Annotated in this window: 5 protein-coding genes and 1 pseudogene; 2 read left to right on the forward strand and 4 right to left on the reverse strand. The window is 69.3% G+C overall.

What is annotated here, in order from left to right; translation table 11 throughout:
- Positions 1-312 precede the first annotated feature (312 nt).
- Positions 313-1,107, reverse strand: a pseudogene (gene ku / locus B0F77_RS44230) (non-homologous end joining protein Ku); the annotation flags it as partial.
- A gap of 149 nt (positions 1,108-1,256) precedes the next feature.
- Here ku and B0F77_RS44235 point away from each other — a divergent pair.
- Both B0F77_RS44235 and B0F77_RS44240 read left to right on the forward strand, forming a co-directional pair.
- Complete coding sequence (locus tag B0F77_RS44235; protein WP_086669052.1) at positions 1,257-1,610, forward strand: hypothetical protein; 354 nt, start codon at positions 1,257-1,259, stop codon at positions 1,608-1,610.
- A gap of 73 nt (positions 1,611-1,683) precedes the next feature.
- Positions 1,684-2,205: a metallophosphoesterase family protein gene (locus tag B0F77_RS44240; RefSeq protein ID WP_086669053.1), complete on the forward strand. Its 522-nt coding sequence runs from the start codon at positions 1,684-1,686 to the stop codon at positions 2,203-2,205.
- Here the strand turns inward: B0F77_RS44240 and B0F77_RS44245 are convergent.
- From B0F77_RS44245 to B0F77_RS44255, 3 genes are all read right to left on the reverse strand, one after another.
- A complete protein-coding gene (locus tag B0F77_RS44245) occupies positions 2,097-2,891 on the reverse strand; it encodes an esterase/lipase family protein (protein WP_143467241.1) in 795 nt (264 codons plus the stop codon). The genes B0F77_RS44240 and B0F77_RS44245 overlap by 109 nt on opposite strands.
- Positions 2,892-2,918: 27 nt before the next feature.
- Complete coding sequence (locus B0F77_RS44250; RefSeq protein ID WP_245849468.1) at positions 2,919-5,792, reverse strand: discoidin domain-containing protein; 2,874 nt, start codon at positions 5,790-5,792, stop codon at positions 2,919-2,921.
- On the reverse strand, positions 5,786-7,687 hold a 1,902-nt coding region (locus B0F77_RS44255), incomplete at its 5' end, for an NPCBM/NEW2 domain-containing protein (RefSeq protein ID WP_086669055.1). The genes B0F77_RS44255 and B0F77_RS44250, both read right to left, overlap by 7 nt.

The raw sequence follows: 7,687 nt of genomic DNA on the forward strand, positions 1-7,687 counted from the left end.
TCGGGCGGGCGGGGACGCAGGCGTCCCGGCGCGTGCTCGCGTCCGACGGGGTGTACGGACCGTTGGGGCACAACGGCATCGAGGCGATCCTGGCTGGGCGCGCGTCGGCGGAGCGATTGGTGAGAGCGGCTCTCTACGCGGGTGGGACGGACAACGCCACGGCGCTCGTCGTCAGCTAGTGGCGCGTCGCGGCTCAGTTCAGCCGCTTGCCCAGTCGATGAAGGGACCCTTCATCGACCAGAGGTGGATGAAGGGTCCCTTCATCCACAACCGGGAGCACAACCAAGCCGTGACAACCTACTAGCCCGCCTTCTTCTTGCCCCGCTTCTTCTTGCTCGCCTCGACGCTGCGCTGCAACGCCTCCATGAGGTCCACGACCCCCGTGGCCTCGGGAGGCTCGGCCTCGGTGACGACCTCGCGGCCCTTCTCCTTGGCCTTGATCAGCTTGGTGACCCGCTCGGTGTAGGTGTCGCGGTAGTCCTTGGGCCGCCAGTCGTCCGCCATCGACTCGACCAGCGACACCGCCATGTCGAGCTCCTTGCCGCGCGGCGCCCGGCCTTCCGGCGTCACCCCCAGCACGTCCTTCGGCTTCCTGATCTCGTCGGCGAAGAACAACGTGTGCACGGCGAGGATCCCGTTGTCCTCCTTCATCGCGGTCAGGTACTGCTTGCCGCGCATGACGAACATCGCGATGCCCGCCCGGTTCGTCTTCTTCATCGCCTGGGCGAGCAGAAGGTACGGGCGGGAGAACTCGGGCTTGGCCGGCCCCAGCCAGTACGTCTTCTGGAAGAACACCGGGTCGATCTCGTCGAGGTCCACGAACGCCTCGATGTCGAGCGTGCGCGACCGGCCCGGCGCGATGTCGTCCAGCTCCTCCGGCTCCACGACCACGTACTCGCCGTTGTCGACCTCGTGCCCCTTCACGATCTTGTCGTAGGGCACCTCACGGCCGGTGCGCTCGTTGACCCGCTTGTACCGGATGCGGTCGGACGTCCCGCGCTGGAACTGGTTGAAGTGCACCGTGTGGTCCTCGGTGGCGCTGTACAGCTCCACCGGGATGCTCACCAGCCCGAAACTGACCGACCCGCTCCAGATCGCACGCGCCATGCGGGTCAGATACCCGCTTTCACCTGCGCTGAACCACGCGCTGCGGGCAGCCGGCCGTCGTCGGCGAGTGTTTCGTTACCAGGTCATGCAACCCCGAACGTGTTACGTGCGTTTCCGCCCATGATCGACAAATCACTGGGAGGAAGTACATGAGAGTCGTTCTGGGGATCCTGCTCTCCGCGGTCGCGCTCGTCGCGGGATCCGGGGTGGCACTGGCGGATCCGCCGCCCGGGCCCTACCCGCTGGTGACGACGTGGGCGGACGCGGAAGTCCGCACCTGTGAGGCGTTGTCGTGTCCGGTGGACCACGTGATCCCCGCGGGTGTGAGCACCATCGGCATCTGCTGGACCCGCGGTCAGACCGTCTACGACCACGGCATCTACAACAACATCTGGATCATGGTGAGCATGAACAGCGGTGGTCGCTACCTGGCCAGCGCCATCTACTTCAGGGGTAACGAACGCGCGAACCTGCCCTACGAGAACGACTGCGGCCCGTACTGACCTCGTCAGCGTTGCGGCTGCTCGACGAGCAGCCGCAACGCCGCAAGCCTCTGATCTTGCTACGGTCGCAGGCGTGCGAGTGGTCGTGTTGTCCGACACCCACGCACCGCGGTTCTGGAAGCGGTGCCCTGCCTCCGTGGCCGCGCACCTGCGGTCCGCCGACCTGATCCTGCACGCCGGTGACGTGTGCGTCGCGTCCGTGCTGGACGAACTGGCGCAGTACGCACCCGTGGTGGCGGTGTGCGGCAACAACGACGGCCCGGACGTCGTGGCCTGGGGCGCGCCCGAGACCGTGGAGTTCGACATCGACGGGCTGCCGGTCGCGATGATCCACGACAGCGGCCAGAAGACCGGCCGGTTGGCTCGGATGCGCCGCCGGTTCCCCGCTGCCAGGCTCGTGGTGTTCGGGCATTCGCACATTCCGTGGGACGAGGAGGAAGCCGGGTTTCGCGTGTTCAACCCCGGCTCGCCCACGGACAGGCGACGTCAGCCCACCGGCACGATCGGGCTGCTGGACGTCGTGGACGGTGTGCTGCTGGACGCGCGGATCGTGCCGGTCGCCCAGGAGGCGAGCCGCGGGCCGAGCAACTCGTAGACCAGCGGGTCGAACCCCATGCCGGTGTGCGTGCTGCGCACCTCGATGCACTCGGCGTACGGGTCCTGGCACAGCTGCCACGGCACGATGCCGTCCAAACGCGAGAAGATGGAGATCGCGGGTACCCGCAACGGCGCGGCGAGCGTCTTCACGTGCTCGTCGAAGCACGGTCCCCGCATGCAGTCGTCGTTCAGCAGCCCCGGTACGCCGGCGGAGGCCAGCCGGGCCAGAAACCTCGCGACGCGCATGACGTTCGGGTGCGCGCCCATCGGGTCGAGCACGGGACTGCCGAGCATCACCAGGCCGTGCACGAGGTCGGGGCGCCGGGCGGCGGCGAGACGGGCGAGGCCGCCGCCACGGCTCTGGCCGAGCAGCACCACCGGACGACCGGTGCGCTCGGCGTGCTTTTCGGTGCTGTGCAAGAGCTTCGTGAGCAGGTCTTTGGTGCAGCCGACCGTGAACCCGACGCCCGCGCTCGTCGGCAGGTAACCGCGGGCGCGCAGCCACGCTGCGGCCGGCCGCAGGCTCGCGTCGCCCGCGCCGAAACCGGGTGCGAGCACGACGCCGAGGCCGTTGCCCTGACCGCGGTCGGCGTCGCGCCAGACCGGATGCCGCAGCAGCCTCGGCACGTCCCAGAGTGCCCGGACGACGCTTTCCCGTGCGGTGGAACGCAATCCGTCGAACATGTCCTGGGTTTGCCGACTTTTCGGCGGTTAAAACAGCTCCTTCGCGGATATCCTGCTGAGCACTGCGTTTCCTGGACGCCAGCTGGTCGACACGGCCACATAGCGGGCGCTGCTCGCCGGTCCGTAGGTCCTGCCGTCCACGCTGTACGTGATGGTGTGCGGCGGCTTCGGCCCGTCCGTCCACTTCAGATCAACCTGCACCCGGTACACCGCACCGAGGTCGACGACCATGCGACCGTCACGGCCCGGTGTCCACGCGGTGTCCGGCTTGCCGTCGACCGCCGCGGCCGGGTCGCTCATCCCGGGCGGCAGCACGGAACAGGGGAACGTCACACGACCCAGCGCGAGATCGTTGAGCGGGAAGGGTTGCGCCCCGGGCACAGTGACCGTGCGCTCCGCCCGGCCGAGCACGATCGCCATGGTGAGGCCGTCGCGATGGGTCAGCGTGAACCTGGCCGGACCACCGCGGAACGTGACCCGGCGCGCGTCGTGCACAACGGCCGTGATGCCGGTGGGAATGCCGCGCGCGGTGAACCACGGAGCCTCGACCCGTGCCGTGGCGGCGGGCAGATCGAGCGCGTACTCCGTGCCGTCACGAGTGGTGATCTGGGTGCCTCGGTACAGCCGGGTGCTCGGTAGGCGGACGGTACCGGTCGCGGCGGCGTTGGACAGGTTGAACAGGCTGAGGAACCCGTCCGCGGTGCTGGCCAGCGCCGACGGTGGACACTCCGGGGCGGCTGAGGACGCGATGGTCCGCAGATCAGCCCGCACATAGCCCTCGACGATCCCCGGCGGCAGCACGATCGTGTCGCCCTGCACGATGATCGGTGCGGCCGACCGCGCGACGAACCCCGCGCGTCCGTCCACGTCGAGCCAGCCCGGCGTGCTGAGATCCGGACGCGGGTACGACGTCACCGTGGTCCACTCGACACCGTCCGGTGACGTCTCGATCCGATACGCGCCCGGTATCTCCCAACGCAACCGCACGCGGGTGATCGTCGTGGCGGTGCCCAGATCGACGGCGAGCCAGCTGTCGGCGCGGCCGCGTTCGGCGCGGGCGACCGCCCAGCGCGTGGCCGGATCGCCGTCCGTGGCCTTCGCGGGTTCGAAGGCGGGGTCGAACGACGACGCCGTGGTGGGTTTGCCACGGGCGAGAGTGCCGTCCACCTCGAAGTCGAACAACGAGTAGCCGTACGTGGGATGTGGCTGCACGCCGACCATGCGGACGTGGCGCGCGGTCACAGCCGGGAACGTCAGCTCGTCGACCCGGAACCCCTCGCGCGCCTTCACCACCGCGCGTCCTGCGGCACCCGTGTAGGTGCGGGATCCGGTGAGGCCGGGCATGCCGGCCATCGCCAGGTTGTGCACGTCGACCCGACCGGGCAGGGGGAGCGCGCACACGATCGTGCCGGTCGGCAGTGTTGCCGTGCCGGCGAAACCGTCCGCGAACTCCAGCAGGCTCGCCGTGCCGTCGAACCCGTCGCGAACACGTTGGTACACAACAGCATTGCGCCCGTTGACCTCAGCGGACGGCAACAACATCGGGGTCGATCCGCTGATCTTGAACAGCCAGTCGTCGTGCGCGGGCTGCCAGGCGAACTTGGTGAACCCCGGCTTGGTCACCGTGCCCGCCCACGCCGCCACGGACTGGTGAGCCAGCAAGCCCGGTTCGGTGCCGTGATCGATCGTCAGCGCCGCGCGGGAGAAGAAGTCCGCTGCCGGAGCCACCGGTGGGCGCAACTCGTGCAGCAGGTAGCTGATCGCGAGCTCCGCGCGGGCCTCCGGTTCGTACTTGGGCTCACCGGAGAACTTCGCGAGCCGGTGCACCGGCGGATGTGCCTGGTAGGAGAGCAGCCGGGACGCGAGCGCCGCCTCTGCCCACGCCGCCATCGGGTCGCGCAGCACCGTGGACCGGAACGCGAGAGGGATGACGTCCCGGCCGTAGAGGTGTTCCCGGTCGGCGACCATCGGCATCAACGGTTCCCCGGCGTCGCTCATCGTGGCGAGGATGGTGCGCCACAACAGTTCGCCGTTGGGCTGACGGGTCAGCACCTCGGGCAGTGGCCGGCCCGCGAGCAGGAAGTGCACGGCGTTGCGGCCAGAGGTGCGCCACAGTTCGGATTGGTAGTGCGGGCCGAACGAGCCGTGGTTCTCCACGATGAACGTGTCGTAGATGTTCGTGGCGGTGTTGGCGGAGATCGGCACTCCGTCCACTGTGGAGGGATTCGCGAGGTCGGCGGCGGGCAGCCCGGCCTCGTTGCGGCTCCATCTCCCGAACGCCTCGCGCCAGCCCGGCCCGTCGCCGTGCCAGGCCAGTCCGGGTGCGAGCGACTGCGCGTAGACGCCCATCTCCTCCAGCTTGGTGTCGCCGCGATGGCCGCCCGTCAGGCCGTTCGGCGTCCAACTGCCCGAACGCGGGTCGTTGCCGGTGCCGAGTGACGTCGTGTAGTCGGCCTGGCCGCGCGCGATCGCCTCGACGTTGGAGCGGGTCGCCGCGTCCAGGTCCGGCCAGAGCAGGCGGGCGGCCAGCACGAAGTACGACTGGAACGTGGTGTCCCAGAACAGGGTCTTGCCCCACTCGCTCCCGCCCGCCAGCACGTTGCTCGCGGCGAAGTGCTTGATGGTGGCCAGCGTGTGCTCGCGCAGCACGTCCTTCTCGACGCCCGCCAGCGCCGCGTCGTAGTTGCCGCGCGTCAGCAGCACGGCGTTGCCGAGCACGACCGCGAACCCGAAGTCCGTGCGCCGATACCGGCCCGCGGTGGCGTCGAACTGCGTCTCGGCCCACCGCGTGTGCCTCAGCAGCACCTCGTAGTAGGTGTCCCGGACCTGCGCGAGCGACACGCTTGGCGCCATGGCCAGCAAACCCGTGGCGTACAAGAACTGTCTGCGGTTGATCAGCACGTCAGCGCCGCCTCCGCCCAGTCGGCGTGGTCGAAGTCGCGGCCGTCGTCGCCGTCGGTGACCCGCAGGCTGAGCATCCGGACCCCCGTGACGTCGACGTCGATCGGCACCGCCGCGCCCTTGCCGCGCAGCACTCCGCTGTCGTACAACGGTTTGTCGTCACCGAACACCTGGAACGCCACCGACCCCGGCTCCCTGGTCTCGTCGTCGAGGCCGATCTTCGCGGCGAACCTGGAGCAGCCCCGGCCGAGGTACACCGAGACGTCGGACGGCGCGTGCACGCCGATTCCCTTGGTATAGCCCACACCGCCGATCGAGAGCGGTCCGCCGTCGCCACCGGAGTTCTCGCCGTTCGACCGATCGCGTTCGACCGGACCCCACCCGTTGGTCTCGCTCATGAACGGCAGATCGCTGACCTGCGTGCCGTTCGCGGGCACCGGCGGCGGCACGAACGCCCTGACCGCCTGCTCCACGTGCACGTCACCGAAGGTAGCGACGACAGGGACGTCCACCGGCCCGATCTGGGTGCCCGCCCGCAACCGCCAGCGTCCGGTGATCGACTCGCCCGGCGCGAGCTTCCGCTGGCGCACCACAGCTCCGGACACCGTCCAGCCTTCCGGAGCGACGGCCCTCAGGGCGACGTCACGGATCTCCTTGTCGCCGTTGGTGAAGGTGCCGGCCACTTCGAGCGTCGAGCCCGGCGCGGTGTCGACGGTCCCGGTGGGCGTGACCGTCAGCGTGGTCCTGGGAACCTGGCGGATCGGCTGGTCGCACGTCCGCAGACCCGGCCTGTTGCGGCAGATGACCGCCGCGAACCCGCCGTTGCGGCGCACCGGCACGTCGAGGGTGTCGGTGCCGCGCAGGACCTGCGAGTCTCGTACGACGTCGCTGCGGTCGGCGGGATCGCGAACGGTCTCGACCAGCCACTGGCCCGCGCCGAGGAATCCCAGCTGTGCCTGGAGAGTGCGTTGATCGGCCGCGATGCCGCCGACGAACCACCGGTCGCCGTTGCGCCGGGCGACCACGGCATGCGTGTCCGGGTCGCCGTCGAGCAACCGGGTCTCGTCCCAGACCGTCGGCAGCTGGTCCAGGTAGCGCAACGCCTGCGGATGCCGTTCGTAAGCCTCGGGCTTGTCGGCGAAGTGCGTCCAGCCCGACTCGTACACGACCGGCAGCGCGGTCTCGTGCGCGATCGAGGCCTCCTTGGTGCCGACCTCCAGCGACACCGGCGTGTAGTCCATCGAACCGGCGACGTTGCGGGTGAAGAACTGCACGGGGTTGTTGGCGGCGGGAGGGTAGTTCTCCGCACCGCGCACGGCTTCCATGGACAGCACGTGCGGCCAGGTGCGCGCGAGGCCGTGCGGGATGGTCGAACCGTGGAAGTTGACCATCAGCCTGAGGTCGGCGGTCTTCCGCAAAACCGCGTCGTACCAGCGATAACGGTCCTGTGAGTCGGACTCCATGAAGTCGAGCTTCACGCCCTTGGCGCCCCACTGCTTGATCCTGGGCAGCACGGTGTCGCGTTCCTGCGGGGTGTCGAGGTCGCTCCACCGCAGCCAGAGCAGGATCTCCACACCTTGCGCGCGGGCGTACCGGATCAGCTCCGGCACCCACTGCGCGCTCCAGCCCTCGTCGACCAGCGCGTACTCCCAGCCGTGGCGGGCGGCGAAGTCGACGTACTGCTTCTGCCTGGCGAAATCGCCAGGGCTCGAGTGCTCGCTCAGCCACGACCACGCGACCTTGCCCGGCTTGATCCAGCTCCTGTCCTCCAACACCGCCGGGCCGGCCAGGTCGTCCACGAGGGTGGACGTGCTGACCGTCTTGAGATCGCCGACGATCGCCGTGCGCCACGGCGTGGTTCCCGTCGACTCGACCTGGTCGTCGGCCAGCACGAC

Origin of the sequence: Lentzea kentuckyensis (assembly GCF_002150765.1) — a bacterium.
Classification (GTDB): domain Bacteria; phylum Actinomycetota; class Actinomycetes; order Mycobacteriales; family Pseudonocardiaceae; genus Lentzea; species Lentzea kentuckyensis.